The organism is Corallococcus sicarius (assembly GCF_003611735.1).
In the GTDB taxonomy this organism is placed as follows: Bacteria; Myxococcota; Myxococcia; order Myxococcales; family Myxococcaceae; genus Corallococcus; species Corallococcus sicarius.
In genome coordinates this window covers 1-22634 of record NZ_RAWG01000143.1, presented here as the reverse complement: position 1 = coordinate 22634, position 22634 = coordinate 1, and the positions used below count along the sequence as shown (strand labels likewise).

Below are 22634 nucleotides of genomic sequence, written 5' to 3'. Positions count from 1 at the left end.
GGGGGAGAGGGGTGGGCTAAACTCTCTGAATCGCTTGCATTTTCCGGTCTGTTGTCCTAGGCAGTCAAGGCCCGGATGAGGGGGGATTGCAGGTCCATCCCCCACCGGCCGGGCTACCAACAACACGGCGCCGCGAGACCTTCCGCAAGGGTGAATCGCGGGCGCTTCCGACCGTGAAGTGACGACAATGGACGGTTTGAATCTCCGGAAGGTCTTCTCCCTCCTTTTCATCATCGGCATCGCCGTGGTGTTCACGCTCCAGTTCGGCCCGGGCAGCAACGGGTTCAGCTACGGCGAGGCGGTCCCCACGGCCGGCGCGGCCGCGGTGGTGAACGGCAAGGAGATCCCCCTGCGCGACTTCAGCCTCGCGTGGTCTCGGCAGATGAGCTTCCTGCGCTCGCAGGGCAGCCCCATCCCGGAGTCGGTCGCCCGCCAGTTCGGCATGGACAAGCAGGTGCTCGACCGCCTGGTGAACGCGGAGCTGCTCGCCCAGTCGGCGGAGCGCCATGGCATCAGCCCCTCGGACGAGGAGCTGCGCAAGCTCATCCACCAGAACACGGACTTCCACAACAAGGAGGGCCAGTTCGACTTCACCCGCTACCAGCAGGTGCTGCGCGACTTCTACCGCCGCACGACGCAGGAGTACGAGGACGAGCTGCGCCGCCAGATGGCCGCCCAGAAGATGCTGGATGTGGTGCGCACGGGTGCCGTGGTGTCGGATGACGAGGTCCGCGCGCGCTACGAGAAGGACGGCAACCAGGCGAAGCTGGTGTTCGCCCGCTTCCTGCCCACCATGTTCGCGGACAAGGTCCCGGCGCCCACCCCCGCGCAGCTCGCGGAGTTCCAGAAGGCGCACGAGAAGGAGATCAGCGACTACTACGCGGCGAACAGCTTCGTCTACAACGTGCCGGAGCGGATCCACGCGCGGCAGATCCTGGTGAAGGTGGCCCCGGACGCGACGCCCGAGCAGAAGGCCCAGGCGAAGGCGAAGGCGGAAGAACTGCGCAAGGAGTTGGACTCCGGCAAGGACTTCGCGGCGGTGGCGAAGGCCAGCAGCGAGGACGACGCGACGAAGCTCAAGGGCGGCGACCTGGGCTGGGTGGAGCGTAACGCGTGGGAGCCCACGCTGGCCAACGCGGCGTTCGCGCTCAAGGCCGGTGAGGTGACGCAGCCGGTGGAGTCCCCGCTGGGCGTGCACCTGGTGAAGGTGGAGGAGAAGAAGGAGGCGCAGGCCCGGAAGCTGGACGAGGTGAAGGGGGAGATTGCCACCACCCTCTACAAGCAGGACCAGGCCAAGGGGCTCGCGAAGGCGGAGGCCGACAAGGCGCTGGCGGCGGTGAAGGGCGGCAAGTCGCTGAAGGAGCTGTTCCCGGTGGCCGAGGGCCAGCAGCCGGCGCTCCTGCGCTTCGAGGCGGAGACGAAGCCCGAGGCGGTGGAGACGGACAGCTTCACCGCGGCGGGTGACTCCGTGCCGCACCTGGGCCCGGCGCCCGGCCTCGTGAAGGCCACCTTCGAGGCCACCGGCCCGAAGGCGCTGGACGAGGTCTTCACCGTGGGCGAGGCGCACGTCGTCGCGCAGGTGGTGGACCGGGAGAAGCCGGACACGGCGGGCTTCGACAAGCGCAAGGAGGAGCTGCGCACCCAGGCCCGTCAGGCCAAGCAGATTGAGCTGACGGAGTCCTTCCTCAAGTCGCTGCGCAAGAGCGGCACCGTCGTCACCAACACCGAGGCCATCGACTCGGTGCTGGGCGCCGCGGGGTAGCCCCGCGTCACAGCACGGAGTCTTTCAGCGGGCGAAGGGGACCTCTCTGGGGGCCTCTTCGCCCGTCGTGCGTTCGGCGACGGCGATGCCGTCGCGGCCCTGGCCCTTGGCCGCGTACATGGCGAAGTCCGCCGCGCGGATGAGGTCCGTGGCGGAGGTGGCGTGGTCCGGGAAGGACGCCACGCCGACGCTCGCGGTGAGCGACACGTCCAGCCCCTGCTCGCGCAGGAAGCGGTGGCCGCGGAAGGCCTCGCAGATGCGCTGGGCGATGACCTGCGCGCCCGCGGTGTCCGTTTCGATGAGCATCACCGCGAACTCGTCACCGCCGTAGCGGAAGACGGCGTCCAGGTTGTGGCGGCCCAGGCCGATGAGCACGTCCCCTACCTCCTTGAGCGTCGCGCTGCCCACGAGGTGGCCGTGCCTGTCGTTGATGGACTTGAAGTGGTCCAGGTCCAGGAACACGAGCGACAGCGGGTGGCGGAAGCGCGCCGAGCGCTTCACCTCCTGCTCCAGCTGCGCGCGCAGGTGCCGCGCGTTGAAGCAGCCGGTGTGCTCGTCGGTGATGGTGAGTTCCTGCACGCGGCGGAAGTTGCGCGCGTTCTCGATGGCGATGGCCGCGTAGTCCGCGATGGCCGTGAGGGTGGTGAGGTCCTCGGGCGTGAAGGTGGGCTCGGTGGGGCCGTTCACCAGTTCGATGACGCCCAGCACCCGCTCGCGCGCCACCAGGGGCACGGCGAGCAGGGAGCGGGTGTGGAAGGCGGAGGCTTCATCGAAGCGGGGCGCGAAGCTGGGGTCGCCGCCCACGTCGTGGACGAGCCGCGCGGTGCCGGAGGCGAACACCGCCCCGGCGATGCCCTCCCCGGGGTTGAGCTGGAGGCCCTTGAGGGCTTCCGCGCCCTCGCCCACCGCGATTTCGAAGTACAGCTTTCCGCTGCGCTCGTCCTGCAGGATGAGGGACCAGTTGCGCGGCCGCAGCAGCGCGCTGACCTTCTGCATCACGAGCGTGAGGACTTCGCGCAGCTCCAACGTGGAGGTCAGCGCCTTGGCCATCTCGTTGAAGGCGGCCAGTTGTTCCACTGTCCGCTTCATGGCCGACAGGAGGTCCGCGGGGTTCATCGGGGTGCCCTCCGGAGCGCAAGTCTGCTAAGGCCCGCGAGTCGCGACAGGCACTCGCCCATGGATCCAACCGACTTGCTCGTTCTCGCCTCCGCATCGCCCCGGCGCAAGGATTTATTGGCCCAACTGGGTCTGCGCTTCACCGTGGCGGCGGCGGATATCGATGAAACGCCGATGGCCGGAGAAATTGCGCGAAACTATGTGCACCGGCTCGCGGTGGAGAAGGCCCGGGCGGTGGCCGCCCGCCATCCGGACGCGTGGGTCCTGGCCGCCGACACCACGGTGGCCCTGGGGTCGGACCTGCTGGGCAAGCCGCGGGACGCCCAGGAAGCGCGCGCCATGCTGGGCCAGCTGTCCGGCCAGACGCACGAGGTCTTCACCGGCATCGCGGTCGCGGGCCGCGCCCAGGCCTCCCAGGTCGTCCGCACGCAGGTGACGTTCCGCGCGCTCTCCCGGGAGGAGATCGCCTGGTACGCGGACACCGGCGAGCCCCTGGACAAGGCGGGCGCCTACGCCATCCAGGGCAAGGGCGGCTTCCTCGTCGCCTCCATCGAGGGCAGCCCCACGAACGTCATCGGCCTGCCGCTGGGAGAGACCCTGGCCCTGCTCGCGCAGGCGGGGGTTCCCCTGCCGTGGCGGGCTCCAGGTGCCCCTGGGAGTCCCGCGTGAGCGCCTCCGTGGCGGACAACCTCGCGCGGGTGCGCGAGCGCTTGGCGAAGGCCTGCGCGAGCGCGGGCCGCCCCGAGGCGTCGGTGACGCTGGTGGCGGTGTCCAAGCTCAAGCCCGCGGCGCTCATCCGCGAGGCGTACGCGGCCGGGCAGCGCGACTTCGGGGAGAACTACGCCCAGGAGCTGCGCGACAAGGCGGCGGAGCTCGCGGACCTGGACGGCCTGCGCTGGCACGCCATTGGCGCGCTGCAGACGAACAAGGTGAAGTACGTGGCCCGCGTCGCGCACGCCTTCCACGCGCTGGACCGGTGGGAGATCGCGGCCGAGCTGTCGAAGCGGCGCGAAGGCGCCCCTCCCCTGCCCTGCTACGTGGAGATCAACCTGGGGGCGGAGGACACCAAGCACGGGCTGGCCGCGGACGCGCTGGGGGACTTCCTCGTCCGGGTGCGCGCGCTGCCGAACCTGCAGCCGGTGGGGCTGATGGCGCTGCCCCCCCCCACGGACGACGTGGCGCGGATGCGCGAGGGCTTCGCCCGGCTGCGCGAGCTGGCCCAGGGCCATGCGCTGACAGCGCTCTCCATGGGCACCACGCACGACTTCGAGCAGGCCATCCTGGAGGGCGCCACCGTCGTGCGCGTGGGCACCGCCATCTTCGGCGAGCGCTCCTGAGACGGGGCGGGCGGGGCGCTGCTGGCGCTCACACCGCCTTGAGCTTGAGCCGGCCCTCGGAGTTGATGCGGGCCAGGTACTCGCAGCCGCAGTAGTTGCAGCGCAGCTCGTCCCCGTCGGTGAACGTGTCGTCCACGGGGTTGTGGGCGTCGCACCCGGGACATTCGAATTCCTTGAACACGCGGCTGCCGCTGGCGGCGCCGGCCTCCTTCGCGAAGTCGTCGTCGTCGAACTGGAAGTCGTTGGACATGGGCGGTGGCTCCGAAGCGGGGCGAGACGGCCTGGAACGCTACCAGCCTCCGCCCCATCCCGCTGGGCATGCAGGCGGGCATGACGAACTGTCGCCCATTTGTCAGCAGCCGGCCCGTGCGTGTACCCCTGTGCCCCCCGTCCTGCTCCAGCATCAGGCCTTTGCTGGGGCGCCCGGGGGGCGGACAGACGGCTTTTGAATGCCCGCCACGATGGGCCGTCCCGGAAATGTCCGGTGCTGAGAGCGGTTGCGGTGCACGGTTGGCTTGGGCGGGCCGGCCACCTAACTTGCAAGCAAGGGAGCACACCCGATGCGCAGTCTGTCCAGGTGGGGGTTCACGGCGGCGATGGTCGGACTCATGGGGTCCGCGCTCGCGCACGCCCAGGAGCCCGCCGCGCCAGCGTTCGGCCCGGGTGAGCAGGCCCAGTACCGGGTGAAGTACCTGGGGCTGACGGCGGGTACGGCGACGGTGACCGTGGGCGCGCCCATGACGCAGTGGGGCCAGAGCGTGTGGCCCATTGTCGCGCTGGCGAAGTCCGACGACATGGTTGGCATCTATCCCATCAAGAGCCGCTACGTGTCGTACTGGGACGCCGCGACCCAGCGGGTGACGGGCAGCGACCTGCACTCGGAGGAGAACCGCAAGCGCCGGCGTCAGCGCATCCAGCTCACGGCGGACCACAAGGGCGCGAAGGTCGTCAAGCAGAAGGAGAGCGACCCGCCGCGCGAGACGAACCACGAGCTGCCGGACGGCACGCTGGACATGACGGGCGCGGCGTTCGCGCTCCGGACCCAGGACCTGACGGTGGGCACGACGTACACGTACCCCGTGTTCACCGGCAGCAGGCACTTCACGCTGACTGCCACGGTGGAGCGGCGTGAGACGCTGACCACCCCGATGGGGCCTCGCGACACCTTCCGCGTGCGCGTGCACACCGAGTTCGGCGGCAACCTGGAGTCCAAGCGGGACCTCGTCGCGCACTTCACCGCGGACGCCCGCCACGTGCCGGTGCGCATGGAGGCGGACTTCGCGCTGGGCGCCATGGTGGTGGAGATGACGGACTACAAGCCGGGCCGCGCGGTGGCGGTGGCCCGCGCGGACAAGGGCGACTGACGTCGTCCCAGCAGGGGAAGGCATGGCCATGGGCGTGGTGGGTTGGGCGTGGGCCGTGGCGACGGTGCTGTCGGCCGCGCCGGGTGGACCGACGGTGGTGTCGCCCCTGGTGAAGGTGCGCCAGGACGCGATGCCGAGGGGCGCGGCCAAGGCCCGTCTGAGCGTGGCGCGCGGCGAGTGCGAGGCCACCCAGGTGGTGCTTCCCCGGGGCGTCACCCGGTTGACGATGAAGCCCCTGGCCCTGAAGGGGCCGGGCGCGCCGCTGCCCGTGGAGGCGTGGCGCGAGGCGTACCTGGACGTGAAGACGGCGTCCAACGGCGAGGGCCGGACGGGCCCGTGGCCGGACGCGCTGGTGCCGCTGTCGGCGCCCGGCAATCCCCAGCACCCCGCGGTCCTCTACGTGGAGGTGTGCGTGCCCGGGAAGCAGGCGGCGGGCACCTATACCGGGAGCCTGAGCGCGGCGGCGGACGGCAAGGACCTGCCCGCGGTGCCCTTCACGGTGGAGGTGCAGCCGTTTGAAATCCCGGCCACGTCGTCGCTGCCCAACAGCTTCGGCATCTCGCTCTACAGCATCGCGAAGGGGCACGGGCTCAAGGCCGACTCCGCGGAGGCGAAGGCGCTGCTGCGCGCGTACGGCAAGGCGCTGCTGGAGCACCGCGTGAGCGCGCACGGCATGGGCATGGACCCGCCGCCGGTGAAGTTCGAGGACGGCCGCGCGGTGCTGGACTGGACCGCGTACGACGCGGAGCTTGCGCCCTTCCTCGACGGCAGCCTGCTGCCCTCCGGCGCGCGCTTCACCACGACGGACGTGCGCGACAACAAGAAGGCCGCCACGGACGCGGAGAAGACGGCGTACTACCGCGCGTTCCAGCAGCACTTCGAGGACAAGGGCTGGCCCACGCAGCTCTTCTTCTACGCCAAGGATGAACCGAAGCCGGAGGACGTGCCGCTGGTGAAGGCGCAGTCCCAGCGCGTGCGCGCCGCGGGCCGCATCCCGGTGCTCGTCACCACGCCGTTGGATCCCGCGCTCCAGGGGTCCGCGGACATCCTCACGCCCACCATCAACTGCTTCTACCCGCGCGAGGGCCCGCAGACGTGCCGCACCGTGGCGAGCACCGCGAAGGTGCGCTCGCTCCTGCCGCCGCGCGCGAAGGTGTGGTGGTACCAGAGCTGCAACTCCCACGGCTGCACCGGCGGACCGCCCCGCGACACGACGTTGGACCGGGCCTACAGCGACTGGGCCTCGTACATGGTGGACGCCCCCGCCCCGCTCAACCGGGCCATGGGCGTGCTGGCCTACGGCAGCGGGGTGGACGGCGAGCTCTATTTCGACACCGTCTTCGCCTACAACACGAAGAAGGATGTCTGGACGGACCTCTTCGAGTTCGGCGGCAACGGCGACGGCACCTTCTTCTACCCGGGCACGCCCTCGAAGCTGGGGGGCAGCGAGCACCAGCCGGTGGTGTCCCTGCGGCTGAAGCACCTGCGGGACGGGTTGGAGGACTACGAATACCTGCGCCTGCTCACCACGCTGGGCGACGGCGACTTCGCCCGGGCGGCGGCGAAACGGCTGGCCCGTTCAGGCTATGAAATCACCCGTGACCCGGCGGAATGGGACGAGGTGCGCCGGGAAGTGACGGCGCGGCTCGTGAAGCGTTGGGCGGCTGAACAAGCGAAGCGCTCCGGACGTCGGACTTCCGGGGGCACCCCGTAGTCACTCCCCCTGGGAGAAAGCAGAATGAGCTCCATGCGCACCCTCGTCGCGGCCTGTCTCGCCTTGAGCGCCGTCAGCGCCACCCCCAGCCAGGCCCAACAGGCCCCCTCGTTCAAGCTGCCCTTCAGCCAGCCGGCCGCGTCCGACGCCGGGACGCCCGCCGAACCCGGGGGAAACCTCGGGGATGCGGCGACCCCCGCGCCTCCCAACGAGCCCGCCGTCACGGTGAAGCCGTGTGAGCAGGGGCTGCCCACGCTGCGCACGCCGCTCGCGTTCAAGCCCGGGGAGCTGCTCGAGTTCGAACTGGACGCCATGGGCGCCAAGGCGGGCAAGCTCACCATGCGCGTGCAGCGCCCCGCCAACGGCGCGCTGCCGGTGCTGGTGGAGGCGCAGACCAACACCCTCTTCTCCAAGGTGCGCCGCGTTCGCGGCAGCGCGGTGAGCTACCTGCACCCGCGCACGCTGCGCCCCTCGCGCTACACCGAGGACGCGGTGGAGAACGAGCAGCGCCGCAAGGTGAACGTGGACTTCGGCGCGCAGGACCGCTCCGTCAAGGTGGACTTCCAGTTCGGGGACAAGCCCAAGGGCCAGTTCAACTACACGTTCGACAAGGACGGCCTGGACGTCGCGGGCGCCATCTACCTCATCCGCCAGCTGCCCCTGAAGAAGGACCTGCCGGTGTGCTTCGACGTGTACGGCATCCGCCGCATGTGGCGCCTGACGGCCACCGTGGTGGAGCGCGAGCACGTGTCGCTGCCCCTGGGCGAGTTCGACGCCTGGCACCTGTCCGGCACCGCCGTGCGCCTGGACCGGCCGTCCCAGACGCGCGACGTGCACGTGTGGATCACCGACGACGCGCGCCGCCTGCCGCTGGCCGCCGTGGGCGCCATCGACCTGGGCGCCGTGCGCCTCACCCTGTCCGGCGTCACCCGCCCCGGCGAAAAGCCCATGGAGGCCCAGGGCAAGGAAGAGCTCAAGTGGTGACGCGGGGCTGAAGCCCCGTCCCCGGCCCGCCTCCCTCCCGGAGCGCGGGCTTTTTGTTTGCCCATCAGTTGAGAATGGTTTGCAAAATTCAAGAGGCCGGGCGCAGGGCGCGCAGAAGGACTCGCGCGGGTGTTCGACCTCCCGTCGCTGGAGCCGCCGGGGGCCTACCCGCGCCGGATCATCCCGGCCGCCTGGGACAGCCGGCGACGCAGGTGCGTCACCACCTCGTGCAGGTCCTCCAGGCGCTGGAGCACGTGGAGATCCTCTCCCGCGTTCAGCAGGGCCACCGGCGTCAGCGTTTCACGCTGGAGCGCCTGGAGCATGTCGTGGAAGTGGGCCTGCACGTCGCCCAGCGCATCCAGCCCCTCGCGGAGGTCGTCCTCCACGAAGTCGAGCAGGACGGTGGCATCCGCGCGCGCGGGCAGCGTCTGGGCCAGGCGCTCCACCGCCCCGCGAACGGGGTCGGTGCGGCGCAACATCGCGGTGGTGGCGAGGGCTGCGACGGGGAGGGACATGGCCGGAACGCTACAGGTCCGTAGCGTCCGGTCAATTTTCCCACCCCTGCCCTCCGGTGCGGAGTCCCTGTCAGCGACCGGGCGCGGCGGCGCCGCCCGCCGTGCCTCCGGGGGCCGCGCCAGGAGCCCCCGGCGCACTGCCGGGAGCCGCGGGGGCCGCGGGAGCGCCCGTGGCGGGCGCGGCGTTGGCCGGAGCCGGCGCGGCGGGCAGCGCGGTGCTGGGAGACGTGTTCAGCGGCGCGGGCGTGCCCAGCAGCGGCGGCGGCGTGCCGGTGTTGAGGGGCGCGGGCGTGCCCAGGATGGGCGGCGTCGGCGTGGTGGAGGACTGCGTCAGCGGCGGCGTCGTGGCGAGGATGCCCGGGCTCACCTGGCTGGTGCCGACGAAGTTGTTGAAGTCCGGCGGGGACACCTGCGGCGTCGTGAAGCCACCCACGGACACGCCTCCCACCGTGGGCGGCGTGGCGAAGGTGCCCTGCCCCACCGGAGCGTTGGAGCCCGGGGCCACGCCCGACACGACCGCGGGCGGGTTGGCCGGTCCGGAGGGAGAGAACGAGCCACTGAACGTCGAGGGCGCATCCGACGGCAGCGCGGGCACCGGCGTCGTCCCGACACCCGGCGCGACCGTCCCCGTCCCTGCTCCAGCTCCTGTCGTCCCGGTTCCTGTCGCTCCGAAGCCCGTGCCCACCCGCGTCGTCCCCGCGGTGCCGCTGCCGCCCGTGCCCTGCGTGGCCGGTGCGAAGCGCGGGGCGGACACCGGGGCCACCGCCGCCGGGAAGGCCGTGGGCGCCACCGGCGTGAGGTTCGCGAGCGACGCGGGCAACTGTCCCGTGGTGGGCACCACCGCCACGGACGGCACCGTCGCGCCGTCCACGCGGATGGAGACGTTGTCGAAGAGGAACTGCACGAACCCGCGCGGCTCCTGCTGCTGCGGCAGGTTCCACACCACCACGACGAGCTCCGCGTCCCCCGGCCGGGCTTCGCGCAGCAGGCGCCTGGTGTCGTCATCCGCGAACGTGCCCGCGTCCAGCGCCGCCGCATGCACCAGCGCCGAGTCCGTCAGGAGCGCCCCGTTGCGCCACACGCTGCCAATGCCCCACACCGCCATGGCCGCGTGCGCGCGCGTCGTGGCGCGCCAGCCGATGCCGCTCTCGCCGTAGAGCGGCGTGCCCATCAGCACGCCCCCGCCAATGGCGTGCGGAGGAGGCCGGGGAAGCGGCCCGGCAGGGGCCCGCGCCATCGCCTGGACGGGAGGAAAGCCCGCCTGGGTCAGCTCGATGCGGTAGTCCACGCCGCCCACCCGCAGGCGGGCGCTGAGCTGGGCCTGGTCCCCGAAGGTCGCGGTGGCCATGCCGACGCGGTCCTCCACGGACAGGGATGCCTGCCCCGTGCCGCGCTCGGAGAGGTCACTGAATGGAAGCGGACCCTGGATGAAATACCCGTCCGGCTGCTCGGTCCCCGCGCTGGCCTCCCGGCCCTCGAACGTGAACCCGTCGCCCCCTGGACCCGCGGCCAGGACACCGGACAGCAAGATGCTGGTGATTGTACCCGCCATCGACGCTGCCTCCCTTGAACTTGAAGGTAGGCAGCGGAGCGGGCCGTGGCACGCCCCGGACTAAATCAGGCCGCGGGCGCGGCGGATCTGCTCGACGGTCTTGTTGTACTCGATGTCGAAGGCGCTCGTGCCTTCCTGCAGGTGCTTCAGCCGCGAGCGTGCTTCCCGGTCGATCTCGTCATCCACGTCCAGGTGCTTCTTCATCCCCTGGAACATCTTCTGACGCAGCACGTTGTCGGGGGAGTAGACCTCCTCGACGTTCCGGCTGATGAGCAGGAATTCGATCATCTGGTTGATGACGTACTCGATGCCCTCGTCCCCCATCTTGAAGCCGCGCACATCCGCCATCTCGCGCTTCACCTGGTTGAACTTGGAGTAGTCATATCCTCGACGCTCCAGGGCCTCGCGCGTCGCCTGGTTCACACGCTCTTCGTTGGCGAGGTACTCGCGCATGATGGCGGAGAGGTCCATCTCGGCGTCGGCCACGCGCATCGGCTCCACCTCGATGTCCCCGTCCTGCATGAGCTGCTGAATGGCCTCGCGCGAGATGATCGGGATCACCTTCGGATACAGCCTCATGTCGGTCCCTCGTCCTCTTCAAACGTGCTCGGATCTTCAACCGCTATAAATCAGCGCCGAGCATGGTCGCAATGAAAAACCCTAGGAACGTCGCGGGTTCCAGCGGCCAGCCCCCCCGGCGTCCGAACCGGAACTTAATCATGCCGCACCCGGTGGCGACCCTCCATCCGCTTTTTCGTGCGACGGTTCGGAAGCGTCATCCAGCGAGGCTTCGCGCACCGGGTCCTCGGTGTCGTCCTCGGGATCGCCATGCAGCCCCGCGTGGACGCGCTCGGCCATCGCGGGCCCCACGACCTCAGCCAGCTCCTCGATGCTGGCGTCCCCCACCCGCTTGAGAGAACCGAAGTGGCGCAGCAACATCTTCCGCCTTCCTTCGCCGACGCCCGGAATGTCCTCCAGCGCCGAACGCATGGCGCTCTTGCGCATCGTCTTGCCCTGGAAGGTGATGGCGAAGCGGTGGGCCTCGTCACGCATGCGCGTGAGCATGAACATTTCCGCTGAGTTCTGCGGCAGGACGATGGGGTCCTTGCGGCCCAGGACGAAGACGCGCTCGGGGCTCTTCGCGCTCTCCGCGTCCCGGTCGAACACCTCCTGGTCCCGGCTCTTGGCCAGGCCCACCACGTCCACGCCCTCCACGCCCAGGTCCTTCATGGCCGCGTGCGCACTGGCCAGCTGGCCCTTGCCACCGTCGATGACCAACAGGTCCGGCAGGTCGGAATCCTCCAGGCCCCGCTTCAGCCTTCGGGTGATGACCTCGTACATGCTGGCGAAGTCGTCCTGCTTCTCCACCGTCTTGATCTTGTACTTGCGGTAGCGCGACTTGTCCGTCTCCCCATCCGTCACCGCCACCTGCGAGGCGACGATGGCGGAGCTCTGGAAGTGGGAGATGTCGAAGCACTCCATGCGGCGCGGGAAGTTGCGCAGGCCCAGCTTGGACTGGAGCCGCGACAGCACCGTGTCCGTCTCGTCCTTGGTGCGCTTGCGCTCCACGAACGCCTGCTCCGCGTTCTTCACCGCCATGTTCACCAGCTCATGCTTCTCCCCGCGCTTGGGGACGAACACGCGCACGCGGTCACCCTTGCGCTCGGTGAGCAGGGCCTCCAGGCCGTCGGTGCCGTCGCCGGGCTCCAGCGGCAGCAGGACCTCCTCCGGCACGAAGCCGCCCTGGTCGTAGTAGAGGTTCACGAACGAGGCGAGCAGCTCGTCGTCCGGGAACTCCTGGCTGCCGAAGGGGAACGCCTGGCCGCCGTTGAGCCGGCCCTGCCGCACGTGCAGCACGTAGAACAGGATGCGGTCGCCCTCGCGGAAGAAGGCGAACACGTCCTGGTCCTTGAAGTCGCTGGTGGCCACCTTCTGGCGCTCCAGGCTGCGTTCAATCGCGAGCAGCTGGTCGCGCACCCGGGCGGCCTCCTCGAACTTCAACTCGGACGACGCGCGCTTCATGCGCATGCGCAGCCCCTCGATGAGCTCCCCTGCCTTGCCCTCCAGGAACATGGCCACCTCGTCCACGCTCTTGCGGTAGTCCTCCGGGGACACCGGGTGGACGCACGGCGCCGGGCACCGGCCGATTTGATAGAGCAGGCACGGCCGCTTGCGGTTGGCCAGCACGTGGTCCGTGCAGGTGCGCAGCTGGAAGAAGCGGTTGATGAGGCGCAGCGTTTCGCGGATGGCGCCCGCGCTGGAGTACGGGCCGAAGTAGCGCGCGCCGTCCTTCTCGTACTTGCGGACCACCTCCAGCCGGGGAAAGGGCTGGTTGCGGTCCAGGCGCAGGGAGATGAACTGCTTGTCGTCCTTGAGCAGGACGTTGAAGCGGGGCTTGTGCTTCTTGATCAGCTCGTTTTCGAGGAGGAGCGCCTCCTTCTCGTTGTGGACGAGCACCGTCTCCAGGTCGCCCAGCATCGTGTCCAGCAGGGACACGAAGACGCGGGTGTCCCCGGTGCGGGTGAAGTAGCTGCGCACGCGGCTGCGCAGGTTGATGGCCTTGCCCACGTAGATGATCTGCCCGCGCTTGTCCTTCATCAGGTACACGCCGGGCTCGGTGGGCAGCGCGTCCAGCTTCTCCTGCAGCCGGATGTCCATGCGGGGTGGCTCCTAGTTCTTGCGGGCCCGCGAACGGCCGGCCGTGCCAGACGACGAACCACCTGAAGAACCGCCAGAAGAACCGCCCGAAGGACGCCCGCGGCCCCGCCCCTTCTTGGGGGTGGTGCCGGGCTGGTCCACCGCCTTGGGCGGCGCGCGCAGGAGCGAACGGGACGCGGGCTTGAGGCCCAGGTCCATGTCCTTGAGCAGCTGGACGCGGTCGCGGAACTCGGCGGCCTTCTCGAACTGCATCTCGTCCGCGGCCTTGAGCATCTCCTGGTTGAACTCCGCGATGAGGCGTTTGATCTCCTTGGGCTCCAGGAGGTCGTTCTCCCCTTCCGCCGCCATGGGCAGCGCGCCGGCCTGCGCGTCGTAGTCCGGGAGGTTCTCGGAGAAGTTCTGGATGTTGCTCTTCACCGAACGCGGCGTGATGCCGTGCTGGACGTTGTAGGCGGTCTGGATGGCGCGGCGGCGGGACGTCTCTTCGAGCGCCCGCTTCATGGAGTCGGTCATCTGGTCCGCGTACATGATGACGCGCCCGTTCAAGTTGCGCGCCGCGCGGCCAATGGTCTGGATGAGCGACACGTGGCTGCGCAGGAAGCCTTCCTTGTCCGCGTCGAGGATGGCGACGAGCGACACCTCCGGGATGTCCAGGCCCTCGCGCAGCAGGTTGATGCCCACGAGCACGTCGAACTCGCCCCGGCGCAGGTCGCGGATGATGGCCATGCGCTGGATGGCGTCGATGTCCGAGTGCAGGTAGCGCACCTTCACGCCCACGTCGCTGTAGTACTCGGTGAGGTCCTCCGCCATGCGCTTGGTGAGCGTCGTCACCAGCACGCGCTCGCTCTTCGACACGCGCACGCGGACCTCTTCCAGCAGGTCATCCACCTGGTTGCCGGCGGGACGCGTCTCCACCTCCGGGTCGATGAGGCCCGTGGGGCGGATGATCTGCTCCACCACCACGCCCTTGGACTTCTGGAGCTCGTACTCGGCGGGGGTCGCGGAGACGAAGACGGCCTGCTGGACCATCTCCTCGAACTCGTTGAACTTCAGCGGCCGGTTGTCCAGCGCGCTGGGCATGCGGAAGCCGAAGTTGACCAGCGTCTCCTTGCGCGCGCGGTCGCCGCGGTACATGGCGCCAATCTGGGACACCGTCTGGTGGCTCTCGTCGATGAGCACCAGCATGTTGCGCGGGAAGTAGTCGATGAGGCACGGGGCGGACTCACCCGGCGCGCGCCCGGTGAAGTGGCGCGAGTAGTTCTCGATGCCGTTGCAGTAGCCGACCTGTTCGATCATCTCCAGGTCGAACATGGTGCGCTGCTCCAGCCGCTGCGCCTCCAGCAGCTTGCCCTCCGCCTTGAACTTCTGGAGCTGCTCCGCCAGCTCATCGCGGATGGTGCGGATGGCGTTCTGGCGCGCGTCGGCGCCCGCGACGTAGTGGCTGGCGGGGAAGATGACGATCTTCTCCAGCTGCCCCAGCGTCACGCCGCGCAGCGGGTCGAACTCGGTGATGCGCTCCACCTCGTCGCCGAAGAAGCTGACGCGCACGGCGCGCTCTTCCTCGTAGATGGGGAACACCTCCACGGTGTCGCCCCGGGCGCGGAAGGTGCCGCGGTGGAAGTCCAGGTCGTTGCGCTCGTACTGGGCTTCCACGAGCTTGCGCATGAAGCCATCGCGGCCCATGTCCTCGCCCACCTGCGCGCGGATGGCCAGGTCCACGTAGCTGCGCGCGGCACCCAGGCCGTAGATGCAGGACACGCTGGCCACGATGATGACGTCGTCGCGCGTGCGCAGGCTGTGCGTCGCCGAGTGGCGCATCCGTTCGATGTTCTCGTTGATGGACGAGTCCTTCTCGATGAAGGTGTCCGTCGACGGGACGTAGGCCTCGGGCTGGTAGTAGTCGTAGTAGGAGACGAAGTACTCGACGGCGTTGTTCGGGAACAGGCCCTTGAACTCACCGTAGAGCTGCGCGGCCAGCGTCTTGTTGTGCGCGATGACCAGCGTGGGCCGCTGCACGTTGACGATGAGGTTCGCCATCGTGAACGTCTTGCCCGAACCGGTGACGCCCAGGAGAGTCTGGTAGCGGTCGCCGCGCACCAGGCCCTCGGTCAACTCACCGATGGCCCGGGGCTGGTCGCCCTGCGGCTTGTGGTCACTGACGAGTTGGAACTCCGGCATAGGGGCACGATCTAACACCCCGGCCGTGGGAGTACTGAACCTTCGTGCATGCCCGTCCGCCAAAAGACGGAGCGCCCTCCTACTTCGCGGCCGCGCCCTTCAGTGCCTCCAGGGACTTCAGGCGGGCAGCCTCGAACTCGTCGCCCTTGTTCCACTTCGGCATCTCCGGCGCGCGCGCCACCTGGGCGCCCACGAGGAAGAAGAGCCGGGTGTCCTCCACGGCGCCGGACAGGTCCCATTCCGGCCGCAGCTCATCCGAGGGCTGGTGGTAGTGCTTCGCCTCCCAGTCCCCGCGCTGCTCGCGGCCCCAGCCCTCCGGCTTGCCGATGAAGTCCATGCCGCTGCCGAAGTAGGCCGCCGGGATGCCCAGGCGCGCGAAGTTGAATTGATCCGACCGGTAGAAGAAGCCGCGGTCGGAGAGCTGATCCGCCTTCACCGTGCGCCCCTGCGTCTTCGCCATCGCGGTGACGAAGGTGTCCAGGCTGGACTTGCCCAGGCCGATGACGGTGATGTCGCGCGTGCGGCCCAGGATGTTGGCGCCGTCCACGTTGATGTTCGCGGCGATGCGGCCCGTGGGCACCGGCGGGTTCGCGGCGAGGTACGCGGAGCCCAGCAGGCCGTACTCCTCCGCGGCCACCGCGGCGAACAGCACCGAGCGGCGCGGGGGCGTGGGCAGCGACGTGAAGGCCCGCGCCACCGTGAGCATCGCGGCCACGCCGGACGCGTTGTCCACCGCGCCGTTGTAGATGGCGTCCTCGCCCGGCTTCGCGTCGTCCTTCTTGCCCAGGTGATCATGGTGCGCGCTGTAGAGGACCACCTCCTTCGCCAGCGTGGGGTCGCTGCCCGGCAGCACGCCCAGCACGTTCGCGGTGGGCCGGCGGCGCACCTCGTTGGTGAGGCGGATGGACAGCTTCACGCCGAGGGGCACCGGGCGGAAGTCGCGCTTCTGGGCGGCGGCGCGCAGGACTTCGAGATCCTGGCCCGTGAGCTTCAGCACCCGCTTCGTGGCGTCCTCGGTGGTCCACGCCTTCACCTGGAGGCGGGGCGCGTCGTCCGCGGGCAGTTCGAACTGCTCGTTGGTCCACGACGTCCGCACCACCTGCCACGGATAGCCCGCGCTGGGCGTGGTGTGGATGATGATGGCGCCCGCGGCGCCGGTCTTCGCGGCCTGCTCGTATTTGTAGTCCCAGCGGCCGTACCAGAGGCGCGCCTTGCCGGCGAACAGGCGCGGATCCTCCTCCGGATCATTGTTGAGGATGACGAGCGTCTTGCCCTTCAAGTCCGCGCCCTTGAAGTCGTCCCACTGGAACTCCGGCGCGACGATGCCGTAGCCCACGAAGACCAGCTCGGAGGCCTCCAGCTTCGCCTCCGTCGCCTGCACGCCGGACACGGCGATGAAGTCCTCGCGGGGCTTGAGCTCCACGCGGCCCGCCTGCGCCTGGAAGCTCATCGGGCCCGGATGGCTGTTGACGCCCATCAGGTCGAAGCGCTGGAGGTAGCTGCCGTCCGCGGCGCCCGGCTTCAGGCCCAGGCCCTCGAACTGCGTGGCGATGTACTCCTGCGCCAGCGCGTCGCCCCGGGTGCCCGGACCGCGGCCCTCCAGGAGGTCGCTCGCGAGGAAGCGCACGTGCGAGCGCAGCAGCTCCAGGGTGATGGCCTGCCCGGCCGCCTTCTCCTGGGGGGTGATGGAGGGCGCGCCCGCCGCGAGGACGGGCAGCGAGGTCAGGGCGACGAACAGCAGGGGGAGGTGCGCCGGGAGGAGCCTCATGCCCCTGGCCTAGCATGGCCGCCCGGGCCCTCCCCAGCGGGTTTTCAGGAGGCGGGAGCCGCCACCTTCCAGGAGGTGCCAGCAGGCGTGTCCATGATGTCCACGCCGCGCTCCTTCAGGGCTCCGCGCACCCGGTCCGCGGCGGCGAAGTCCTTCGCGGCGCGGGCGGCGGTCCGCTCGGCGAGCAGCCGCTCCACCTCCGCCACGTCGATGCCGCGCTCACGCACCGCGCGGTCGCGACGGCGCAGGAGCCACGCGCCCGGCTCGTCCTCGAAGAGGCCCAGGACGCGGGACATCTCCCGCACCTGCTCGCGCAGCACCACGAGGGTGCGCCCCACCAGCGCCTTGTCCTTCACGGGCGGCTTGTCCGTCAGCTCGTTCATCAGGCCGAACTGGCCCGACAGCGCGCCCAGGGCGCCCGCGGTGTTGAAGTCGTCGTCCATGGAGGACTCGAACTCCGCGAGGAAGCGCGCGGGGTCTCCGTGCAGCGGCCCCTGGCCGAAGTCCTTGCCCGCCACGCGCTCCTCCACCTTGCGCAGCGTTTCGTAGAAGTACTCCATGCGCCCTTCCGCGTCCTGGAGCGCCTTCTCCCCGAAGCCCAGCGGGTGGCGGTAGTGCGTGGCCAGGAAGAAGAAGCGCAGGGCCTCCGCGTCCACCTTGGCGAGCGCGTCGCGCAGGCGCACCACGTTGCCCAGCGACTTGGACATCTTCGCGCCCTCCAGGTCCAGGAAGCCGCAGTGCATCCAGTACTTCGCCATCGTCTGGCCGGTGGCGGACTCGCTCTGGGCGATCTCGTTCTCGTGGTGGGGGAAGATGAGGTCCAACGCCCCGCCGTGGATGTCGAACGAGCGGCCCAGGAACTTCTCGCTCATCGCGGAGCACTCGATGTGCCAGCCCGGGCGGCCCTTGCCCCAGGGGCTGTCCCACGACGGCTCGCCCGGCTTCGCCGCCTTCCACAGCGCGAAGTCCAGGGGTTCGCGCTTGAGCTCGCCGGGCTGCACGCGCTCGCCCTGGCACAGGTCGTCCAGGTGGCGCTTGGACAGCTTCGCGTAGTCCTCGTCCTTGCTGACGGCGAAGTACACGTCGCCCTTCGCCTCGTAGGCGTAGCCCTTGTCCACCAGCGTCTGGATGAGAGCGACGATTTCCGGAATCGTCTCGCTCACGCGGGGCGACACGTCCGGCTCGAGCAGGTGCAGGGCCTGGACGTCCTCGCGGAAGATGTCCACGAAGCGCGAGGCGAACGCATGGGGGGTCTCCCCCGTCTCGTGCGCGAACTTGATGATCTTGTCGTCGACGTCCGTGAAGTTGCGCACGTACGTCACCTTGAAGCCCCGGTAGCGCAGGTAGCGGACCACCACGTCGAACGACGTGAACGTGCGCGCGTTCCCGATATGGATGTAGCTGTAGACGGTAGGCCCACAGACGTAGACCTTCACCTCGCCGGGCACGAGCGGCTCCAGCGGCTCCTTCTGCATGGACATCGTGTTGAAGAGCCGGATGGATGAGGGGGCCACGGTGAGGGTCCTCCTTGGGGAGCAGGGCGGGCGCGACACTTGCGCGACGCGGTACACACTCTAGGATCCCCAGTCCCACACAGGCCAGCACTTGGCGCCGGATGCGTCCGACATTCGAGGAAACCCAGTGGGGCCCCCTGTTCGCTGCCCCGCAACCTGGGAGAATGGCCGCATGGCCCCGCCGAACCCCAAGCGTCCGCCGCGCCCTCCCCGTCCGCCCGGGCAGCAGGCGACCCCGGACGACCCGGGCGAGGAGCTGCCGTTCGACGAGGACGAGGTGGCGCCCCTGCAGGCGGATGATCCGCGCCCGCAGCGCGTCCCCCAGTATCCGGCGGGCCCCCGGCGGGTGAAGCGGCGGGTGCCGGGCGAGCGGACGAAGTCCGACCGGGAGCTGCTGCCCCGCTACGACTGGCAGAAGGAGTACTCGGATCCGGGCCTGGCGCCCGCGTTCCTGTACGTGGAGCGCGGGCCGGGCGTGGGGCAGCTCGTGCCCCTGCACCAGGGCTCCATCACGCTGGGCCGGTCGTCCACGTCCGACCTGCGCCTCCAGCACGCGTCCATCAGCCGGCGCCATGCCCAGCTTACCCGGCGCGGCAATACCTTCACCGTGCGCGACCTGGGCAGCCAGAACGGCACGTTCGTCAACCGCTCGCGCATCAAGGGCGAGGTGGAGGTCCGGCCCGGAGACGAGCTGAGCCTGGGCAATGCGAGCCTGCGGCTGCGCGGTCCGGGCGCCGCTCCCGCGACGCTGAAGACGGCGTTGGATCCCCTCCTTGCGCGCCAGGGGAAGCGCTCGGTGGGCGTCGTCGCCGTGGCCCTGGCCGCGGCGGTCGTGGGCTCCGCGGTGGCGGCGCTGATCAGCGTGGTGGCCCTGCAGATGAAGGAAGCGCCGTCGGCGCGCGCGCTGGCGGAAGGGGCCTCGCAGAAGGGCGCGGGCACTCCTGCGGTCCGGGCCCCGGAGACGGAGGTCCGCGTCCCGGGTGAGGTTGCTCCGGCGGCGGTCCAGGGCGCGGAGGCCGCTTCCGGGCGCGAGCCCTCCGGGAAGGACGCGCCCCCGGTGGAAGCGAAGGTCCCGGTTCCCGAGGCCACGGCCGCTCCGAAGCCGACGCTCAGTGCCGGACCGCGCGAGGGCGCGGCTGCCGCGAAGGACGGGGCGACGGGTCCCAGCGCCACGGAGATTGCGCAAGGCCTGCGTGATGGCACGGCAGCCCCGAAGGGCCCCTCCGATGACGCGGCTGCCACGAAGGACGGGGCGTCAGGTCCTCGCGCCACGGAGATTGCCCGGGGCCTGCGTGAAGGCACGGCGTCCACGAAGACGGGGGAGTCCGGCCCGGAGGCCTCGAGCGTGGCCCGCCGGAAGGGCGCGCTGGCGGCCTCGGCGCAGGGCACCCCGGATGAGCGCGCGCGCGCGGACATCCTCGCCCGCTACGAGTCCGGTGACGTGTCGGGCGCGCTGGCCCAGGCGCGGCGCGCGAACCTCGCGCCCCTGGTGCAGCAGCTCACCCGTTTCCAGACCGCCGAGGCCTCCGCACGCACGGCCCTGGCGAAGCAGGACCGGCCCCGCGCGCTCGACGCGCTCATCGCCGCCGTGCAGTTGGACCAGGCCCTGTCCCAGGGTTGGAGCCGCCATGGCACCGGCCTGCGCCGTCAGCTCGCCGGGCTGTACGTGCGCACGGGCATGGACGCCGCCCGCGCCCGCGACTGGGCGGACGCGCGCGAGGCCTTCAACGAGGCCCTCAAGCACGACGCGAACAACGCCGAGGCCCGTGAACAGCTGGCCGCGCTCGAAACCCAGGCGCCCCCGGCCACCGCTCCCGCGCCCTGAAATGCAGGCGAGGCCCCGCCGGAAATACGAAGCCCCGGATCCCAACGAGGGAACCCGGGGCGAGGGATGCGGACGCGGCGGCCAGGAGGCCCGCCGCGTCACGAAACCATCAGGCGAGGTTGAAGATCTTCTTCAGGTCGGACTCGACCTCTTCCTCGGTGCAATCCTTGGCCAGCGACAGCTCCTTGATGAGCAGCGAGCGCGCCGTGTCGAGCATCTTGCGCTCGCCGAACGACAGGTCCTTGTCACCCTTGAGCAGGTACAGGTCGCGCAGCACCTCGGCGATCTCGAAGACGGAACCCGTCTTGATCTTCTCCATGTACTCGCGATAGCGACGGTTCCACGTCGTCGAGTCCACCGAGATGTCCTTCTCGCGGAGGATGGAGTAGACCTGCTTGACGTCCTCCTCGCTGATGATCTCCCGAAGGCCGACGGAACCGACCTTGTTGATGGGGATCATGATCCGCATCCCGTTCTCCAGGATGCGCAGCACGTAGAACGACTGGCGCTGCCCGGCGACCTCGGTGTGCTCGATGCCCATCACCTCACCGACGCCCTGGCCCGGATAAACCGCCTTGTCACCAGTCTTGAAGCTGGTCTGCACTAACTGCCTCCTTGGAGAAAGCTTCGACCCCGGCCTTCAAGCCGGCCACTACTACCACAAACCACATCCACGGGCAACGAAATCGCCTTGACCACCCGAAGCGGGCCGCACTACGGTGTCCGGTTTTGTGTGCGGAGTTGCTCGGTGTACGAGCGCCGCAGGACGAACGCGGTGGTGGGTGGGGGTGGGTGTTGGTTCGTTATGCGTGGCGCGACCTGGGCACGCGTCCTTTGTTTTTTCCCGCGCTGAGCCTCACGCTCGGCGCCCTCTGGGCAACCGGAACAGGGAGCGCCGCCGGGGTATTTCTCCTCTGCGCGCTTTGTCTGGGACTGGCGGGGACTGCGCTCGGTCCATTGCCCGGTGTCCACCTGGGCGTGCTCGGCGCGCTGGCCCTGATGGGCGCGGGTCTTTCCGGTTTTGAGGCACGGGTGGACATCCCCCCGGCGCTCACGGAAGGAGGCGGCGCGGTCCTGGAGGGCGAGGTGGAGCGCGTGGAGCGCTTCGACGGCGCCACCCGGCTGCGACTCGCGGTCGCGAGGGCCGGGCCACTTCCGGGGCCCCAGGTCCCCGTTCGCTTCCGCGCGAGCCTCTCCGGCCAGGGTGACGGGCTGGACCTGCAACCTGGGCAGCGCGTGCGTGTGGAGGCGCGGCTCGTGCCGGATGCGCCCCCTTCCAACCCGGGCGAGCGGGACTTCGCGTCGGCGCGACGGCGGCAGGGCGTGGCCTTCACGGGCGGATTCGCTCCAGGGCGCCTGCTGGCGCTCTCCCCTGCCCCGGCGTGGCGGCTCGCGCTGGAGGACGTCCGGGGCCGGCTGGGGCAGGCGGTGCGCGGGGTGGCCCCCTCTCCGGATGCGGCGGCGCTGTTCCTGACGCTGGCGGCCGGGCAGCGCGCGGACCTGGACGCCTCCTGGGAGGACGCCTTCTCCCGGGCGGGGCTCGCCCACGTGCTCAGCGTCAGCGGCCTGCACGTGGCGGCGCTGGCCTTGATGACGCTCGCGCTCCTGCGGCGCGGCCTGGTGCGACTGGGGGGACGGTGGCGCGGGTGGGAGGCCCGGCGGGTGGCGGCCCCGGCGGCGGTGCCCTTCGTCTGGGCCTACGTGCTCTTCACGGGGACCCAGGCCCCGGCGGTGCGCTCAGCGGTGATGGCCACGGCGGTGCTGCTGGGGCTGGGGCTGTGGCGGCGCGCGGATGGGCTCAACGGCCTGTCGCTCGCGGCCCTGGTGCTCGTGGCGTGGACGCCCTCCAGCGTGGTGGACCTGTCGCTGCGCCTGTCGTTCCTCGCGGTGCTGGGGCTGGTGTTGCTGTCGCCCGCGCTGCGCGAGGCCCTGCCCCTTCCGCCGCCCGACCCCTCCGAGCCCCGGCGGCTGAAGCGCTGGGCCGCGAAGGGGCGGGAGACGGTGGCGCAGACGCTGTGCGCGAGCGCGGCGGCGACGCTCGTGGGCCTGCCCGTGGTGGCGACGGCGTTCGGCCGGGTGAGCCTGGCGGGACTCGTCTCCAACATCGTCGCCCTGCCCCTGTGTGGCGTGCTCACCGGGCTCGCGGCGGGCGGCGCGGCGCTCTTCGTCGTCGCCCCCGTCATCGCGACGCCGGTGCTGTGGGCGGGCGCGTGGGCTTCGGAGCTGCTGCTGGTGCTCACGCGGGGCTTCGCCTCGGTGCCCTTCGCGGCGGTGGAGGTGCCTGGATTCGGGCCACTCCTCGCGCTCGCGTACGCGGTGGGGCTGGGGTGCTGGGCGCTGGGTTCGG

The 22634-nt window shown here is 70.2% G+C and carries 18 protein-coding genes; 8 read left to right on the top strand and 10 right to left on the bottom strand.

From position 1 onward, the window contains the following. Positions 1–187: 187 nt before the first annotated feature. The gene (locus tag D7X12_RS21930) at positions 188–1762 is read left to right on the top strand and encodes a peptidylprolyl isomerase (protein ID WP_120627230.1); all 1575 of its coding nucleotides are present in this window, start codon (positions 188–190) and stop codon (positions 1760–1762) included. 24 nt (positions 1763–1786) lie between these two features. Here the strand turns inward: D7X12_RS21930 and D7X12_RS21925 are convergent, their stop codons facing one another. Continuing rightward, complete coding sequence (locus tag D7X12_RS21925; RefSeq protein WP_120627229.1) at positions 1787–2878, bottom strand: GGDEF domain-containing protein; 1092 nt, start codon at positions 2876–2878, stop codon at positions 1787–1789. A 60-nt stretch (positions 2879–2938) separates the two neighbouring features. On the opposite strand from D7X12_RS21925, the gene D7X12_RS21920 reads away from it, so the two are divergent. Then, entirely contained in the window at positions 2939–3547 is a 609-nt protein-coding gene (locus tag D7X12_RS21920; protein WP_120627228.1) for a Maf family protein, read from the top strand. Then, positions 3544–4215 (top strand): YggS family pyridoxal phosphate-dependent enzyme, encoded by a 672-nt coding sequence (locus tag D7X12_RS21915; RefSeq protein WP_120627227.1) that lies wholly within the window; start codon positions 3544–3546, stop codon positions 4213–4215. Before D7X12_RS21920 ends, D7X12_RS21915 begins: the two co-directional genes overlap by 4 nt. A gap of 28 nt (positions 4216–4243) precedes the next feature. Here the strand turns inward: D7X12_RS21915 and D7X12_RS21910 are convergent, their stop codons facing one another. Next, a complete protein-coding gene (locus tag D7X12_RS21910; RefSeq protein WP_120627226.1) occupies positions 4244–4465 on the bottom strand; it encodes a hypothetical protein in 222 nt (73 codons plus the stop codon). Between the two features lie 310 nt (positions 4466–4775). Here D7X12_RS21910 and D7X12_RS21905 point away from each other — a divergent pair, with 310 nt between their 5' ends. The 3 genes from D7X12_RS21905 to D7X12_RS21895 are packed head-to-tail and all read left to right on the top strand — an operon-like array spanning position 4776 to position 8277. Next, positions 4776–5579, top strand: a complete 804-nt coding sequence (locus D7X12_RS21905) for a DUF3108 domain-containing protein (protein WP_120627225.1) — start codon at positions 4776–4778, stop codon at positions 5577–5579. Positions 5580–5601: 22 nt separating this feature from the next. Further along, on the top strand, positions 5602–7293 hold the full coding sequence (locus D7X12_RS21900) for a DUF4091 domain-containing protein (RefSeq protein ID WP_341868237.1): 1692 nt from the start codon (positions 5602–5604) through the stop codon (positions 7291–7293). 24 nt (positions 7294–7317) lie between these two features. After that, positions 7318–8277, top strand: coding sequence for a DUF3108 domain-containing protein (locus D7X12_RS21895; RefSeq protein ID WP_120627224.1), 960 nt, complete (start codon positions 7318–7320; stop codon positions 8275–8277). 164 nt (positions 8278–8441) lie between these two features. Here the strand turns inward: D7X12_RS21895 and D7X12_RS21890 are convergent, their stop codons facing one another. The 7 genes from D7X12_RS21890 to cysS form a co-directional block, all read right to left on the bottom strand. Next, a complete protein-coding gene (locus D7X12_RS21890) occupies positions 8442–8792 on the bottom strand; it encodes a hypothetical protein (protein WP_120627223.1) in 351 nt (116 codons plus the stop codon). A 70-nt stretch (positions 8793–8862) separates the two neighbouring features. Continuing rightward, on the bottom strand, positions 8863–10344 hold the full coding sequence (locus D7X12_RS21885) for a hypothetical protein (RefSeq protein WP_120627222.1): 1482 nt from the start codon (positions 10342–10344) through the stop codon (positions 8863–8865). A 60-nt stretch (positions 10345–10404) separates the two neighbouring features. Next, positions 10405–10923: a DUF507 family protein gene (locus tag D7X12_RS21880; RefSeq protein ID WP_014398200.1), complete on the bottom strand. Its 519-nt coding sequence runs from the start codon at positions 10921–10923 to the stop codon at positions 10405–10407. A 138-nt stretch (positions 10924–11061) separates the two neighbouring features. Next, a complete protein-coding gene (uvrC, locus tag D7X12_RS21875; protein ID WP_120627221.1) occupies positions 11062–13002 on the bottom strand; it encodes an excinuclease ABC subunit UvrC in 1941 nt (646 codons plus the stop codon). Between the two features lie 12 nt (positions 13003–13014). Next, complete coding sequence (uvrB, locus tag D7X12_RS21870) at positions 13015–15180, bottom strand: excinuclease ABC subunit UvrB (protein WP_120627220.1); 2166 nt, start codon at positions 15178–15180, stop codon at positions 13015–13017. A gap of 79 nt (positions 15181–15259) precedes the next feature. Next, positions 15260–16948, bottom strand: coding sequence for a M28 family peptidase (locus D7X12_RS21865; RefSeq protein ID WP_120627219.1), 1689 nt, complete (start codon positions 16946–16948; stop codon positions 15260–15262). Positions 16949–16992: 44 nt separating this feature from the next. Next, positions 16993–18462, bottom strand: a complete 1470-nt coding sequence (gene cysS / locus D7X12_RS21860) for a cysteine--tRNA ligase (RefSeq protein WP_120627218.1) — start codon at positions 18460–18462, stop codon at positions 16993–16995. 172 nt (positions 18463–18634) lie between these two features. On the opposite strand from cysS, the gene D7X12_RS21855 reads away from it, so the two are divergent. Beyond that, a complete protein-coding gene (locus D7X12_RS21855; protein ID WP_120627217.1) occupies positions 18635–20287 on the top strand; it encodes an FHA domain-containing protein in 1653 nt (550 codons plus the stop codon). Positions 20288–20396: 109 nt separating this feature from the next. Here the strand turns inward: D7X12_RS21855 and D7X12_RS21850 are convergent, their stop codons facing one another. Then, positions 20397–20891, bottom strand: a complete 495-nt coding sequence (locus D7X12_RS21850; protein ID WP_120533482.1) for a CarD family transcriptional regulator — start codon at positions 20889–20891, stop codon at positions 20397–20399. 191 nt (positions 20892–21082) lie between these two features. Here D7X12_RS21850 and D7X12_RS21845 point away from each other — a divergent pair. Continuing rightward, positions 21083–22634 (top strand): ComEC/Rec2 family competence protein (locus D7X12_RS21845; protein WP_147443765.1); only part of this gene is annotated, 1552 nt, incomplete at its 3' end.

What these genes read in the sequence shown, in the direction of transcription:
- D7X12_RS21930 (WP_120627230.1), top strand. Translation starts at nt 188, where the DNA reads ATGGACGGTTTGAATCTCCGGAAGGTCTTCTCCCTCCTTTTCATCATC.
- D7X12_RS21925 (WP_120627229.1), bottom strand. Translation starts at nt 2,878, where the DNA reads ATGAACCCCGCGGACCTCCTGTCGGCCATGAAGCGGACAGTGGAACAA.
- D7X12_RS21920 (WP_120627228.1), top strand. Translation starts at nt 2,939, where the DNA reads ATGGATCCAACCGACTTGCTCGTTCTCGCCTCCGCATCGCCCCGGCGC.
- D7X12_RS21910 (WP_120627226.1), bottom strand. Translation starts at nt 4,465, where the DNA reads ATGTCCAACGACTTCCAGTTCGACGACGACGACTTCGCGAAGGAGGCC.
- D7X12_RS21905 (WP_120627225.1), top strand. Translation starts at nt 4,776, where the DNA reads ATGCGCAGTCTGTCCAGGTGGGGGTTCACGGCGGCGATGGTCGGACTC.
- D7X12_RS21900 (WP_341868237.1), top strand. Translation starts at nt 5,602, where the DNA reads ATGGCCATGGGCGTGGTGGGTTGGGCGTGGGCCGTGGCGACGGTGCTG.
- D7X12_RS21895 (WP_120627224.1), top strand. Translation starts at nt 7,318, where the DNA reads ATGAGCTCCATGCGCACCCTCGTCGCGGCCTGTCTCGCCTTGAGCGCC.
- D7X12_RS21890 (WP_120627223.1), bottom strand. Translation starts at nt 8,792, where the DNA reads ATGTCCCTCCCCGTCGCAGCCCTCGCCACCACCGCGATGTTGCGCCGC.
- D7X12_RS21885 (WP_120627222.1), bottom strand. Translation starts at nt 10,344, where the DNA reads ATGGCGGGTACAATCACCAGCATCTTGCTGTCCGGTGTCCTGGCCGCG.
- D7X12_RS21880 (WP_014398200.1), bottom strand. Translation starts at nt 10,923, where the DNA reads ATGAGGCTGTATCCGAAGGTGATCCCGATCATCTCGCGCGAGGCCATT.
- uvrC (WP_120627221.1), bottom strand. Translation starts at nt 13,002, where the DNA reads ATGGACATCCGGCTGCAGGAGAAGCTGGACGCGCTGCCCACCGAGCCC.
- uvrB (WP_120627220.1), bottom strand. Translation starts at nt 15,180, where the DNA reads ATGCCGGAGTTCCAACTCGTCAGTGACCACAAGCCGCAGGGCGACCAG.
- D7X12_RS21865 (WP_120627219.1), bottom strand. Translation starts at nt 16,948, where the DNA reads ATGAGGCTCCTCCCGGCGCACCTCCCCCTGCTGTTCGTCGCCCTGACC.
- D7X12_RS21855 (WP_120627217.1), top strand. Translation starts at nt 18,635, where the DNA reads ATGGCCCCGCCGAACCCCAAGCGTCCGCCGCGCCCTCCCCGTCCGCCC.